Annotated in this window: 2 protein-coding genes and 1 pseudogene; all 3 read right to left on the bottom strand. The window is 71.6% G+C overall.

All coding sequences use genetic code 11. The annotated features are described in order from the left end of the window. A partial coding sequence (locus ACOJSN_RS14600) for a WxL protein peptidoglycan domain-containing protein (RefSeq protein WP_420113222.1) occupies positions 1-571 on the bottom strand: 571 nt, incomplete at its 3' end. A 74-nt stretch (positions 572-645) separates the two neighbouring features. Then, complete coding sequence (locus tag ACOJSN_RS14595) at positions 646-2,055, bottom strand: hypothetical protein (RefSeq protein WP_420113221.1); 1,410 nt, start codon at positions 2,053-2,055, stop codon at positions 646-648. Between the two features lie 73 nt (positions 2,056-2,128). Next, positions 2,129-2,409, bottom strand: a pseudogene (locus tag ACOJSN_RS14590) (hypothetical protein); the annotation flags it as partial.

The following is a 2,409-nucleotide window of genomic DNA, read 5'->3' as shown; positions in this document are numbered from 1 at the left end:
GAGCGGGCTGGTCGATCTCGAGGTCGGAGACGGCCAGGGTCACCACCTGCTCCCCCGGCACGCGCACGTGGATGCGGGACGCGAGGCGTTGCTCGAGCTGGACCGTACCGCCGGCATCGCTGGTCCGGATCGTCACGATGCCGCCGGTGTGGTCGCCCGGTGCGGCGTCCTGCGGAACCGTCAGGGTGAACGGCACCTCGACCCGCTCGCCGGGCGCCAGGGTGAGCTCCGAGACCTCGGGCACAACCCAGGCGCCGAGGTCGAGCTGCGGATCGGTCACCGGGACCAGATCGAGTACGCCGTTGGCCGTGGTGAAACCATCGGCGGCAGCGACGGCCAGCGTGAGCTCGACCTCACCGGTGTTCGCGACCTCCAGCCCGTCCTGGATCACCGCACCCGGCTCCAGCTGGTATCCGTAGTTCGGTCGTGCGTCGCCGTGCTCGTTGTTCGACGGCGCCACGGACCAGGCGATCTCGTCGGCCACGGCCGGAGCGGCGGCGACGGCGGTCAGCACGCTCACCACGAGCAACGTCAGAGCGGCTCGCCGGTGGGTTGTGGTGCGGGTGCGCATAGGTGTCCTTCGTGCTGATGCCTCGTGCGGGTGAGGTCGGGGCCCCACCCGCACGAGGCGAGCGTGCTGCTGTGTCAGCCGACCATCGTCAGCGTGACGGTCGAGGTGTACGAGCCCGGCGGGGTGTCCGCAGGGGCCACCAGGTCCAGCAGTGCGGTCACGGTCGAGGCGTCGGCGTTGTGGCCGTCCAGCCCGATGGCCAGACGTGCCGCCGAGGCGAGCCCACCGGTGCCCGACGTGCTCGTTCCGGGATACGCCCCACCCGGGTTGGAGAGCACCTGCGGCGACCAGCCGAGGTACTCCGCACCGAAGCTGTCGGAGCCGGAGGTGAACGCCGTCGCCACACCCGTGAGCTCCCAGACCGGACCGCCCTCGCGGCCATCGGTCACGGTGATCGTCGGGAGCGTGCCCTCGGCGTAGAAGCGACCGTCGGACTGGGCGCTCGCCTGTCCCAGGTTCACGGCGCCAGAGGCGATGCTCCACTCGAGGACACCGGGCTCACCCGGCTCGGTCGGCTCCTCGGGGACCTCGACACCGACCTCGATGTCGCCATCGCCGCCCGGCTCACCGGGCTCACCCGGGTCGTCACCACCGTCGACGCTCCACGCGATGCTCAGCGGGTTGGTCGGCTTCTTCGGATCGGCGGCGCCGCCCGAGGAGTACCAGTACGCGGCCTGCCCGGTCTCGACGTTGAAGTCGACCCACGACTGCGGGAAGCCGCCCCAGTTCGCGCCGGTACGGACCTGCGCCCCCGAGGGGCCGCCGGCCTCGACCTCGATCTCCACACCGAGGTACGTCGGGGTGACCGAGAAGCCGTCCTCGGCCAGAGAGACGCCGGCCAGCGTCGCCAGCGTGATCTCCCGTGGCGTCAGCTCGACCCACAGGCTCGGGTCGTACATGTCGGCGCCGTACCCGGATGCCGTGCCGGTGATCGTGCCGGTGCCGTCCGAGGCGACCGTCAGCGTCGGGTCGGAGACCGTCCAGTACGTCATACCACCGTAGAAGACGATCGTGAGGTCGCCGTCCCAGGCCACCTCGGCGGTCCCTGCCGCGACATCGACCGTGCCGACGCCGCCGGCGAACACGACCTCGTTCCCGGTGGTGCTGCCGGCCTGCGTGGTGACCGCCGTCCCGGCGGCGTTCAGGCACTTGGTGCTCCAGGTCGGAGTCACCCAGCCACCCGCGCTGTCGGGCTTGCGGATCGAGACGTTGCCCTCCTGGGCCGAGTAGAAGCCGTCGGCCTCGGTCCACAGACGCGAGCCGCCGGCATCCCCGGCGGCCCCCGCCACCAGGAAGTTGCAGCCACCGAAGTAGGCGCCGCCACCGCTCTCGTCGTTGATGCTCCAGGTGAAGGTGACGTCGTCGACGTCCACCTCCGCCGCCGAGGCCGTGGTGGCCCCGGCCACGCCCAGACCTGCGCTGATGAGCACGGCGGCAGCAGTGGCTGCTGCTCGCGCTCGCAGCGGGGTTCGTGAGTCGTTCATCGTTCTCCTTGTTGGTGTTGGGGGGTGCCGCGTCTGGGTGCCACCTGAAGTACTGCGGTGGCAGGTCTGGGGTCTAGGGGGTGCCGCCGGTGAACGGGAGCACGAGGAAACCGGAGCGGAAACCGACGATCGCGAGGCTCGACAGGCCCAGCAGAGCCGCCGAGGAGTACGCGAGCACGTCGCGCTCGTTCGCCTGTGCCACGGCCGCCGGGATCAGACCCGGCGACAGCCACTCGGGTGCGCCTGCGAGGAAGCCGGCGTCGCCGTCGGCTGCGGTGCTGCCGCTCGGCGGCACCGTGGTGCCCCCGCCCGTGCCCCCACCCGCGCCCGATCCGGCCGCGTTGCCGCTGCCGG

The organism is Pseudactinotalea sp. (genome assembly GCF_048594945.1).
Taxonomy (GTDB): domain Bacteria; phylum Actinomycetota; class Actinomycetes; order Actinomycetales; family Beutenbergiaceae; genus Pseudactinotalea.
Note: the sequence above shows the minus strand (reverse complement) of the source record. Positions and strands in the feature narration are given on the sequence as shown.

Excerpts from the sequence above, each read along its gene's own strand:
- ACOJSN_RS14595 (WP_420113221.1), bottom strand. The coding sequence starts at position 2,055 with ATGAACGACTCACGAACCCCGCTGCGAGCGCGAGCAGCAGCCACTGCT.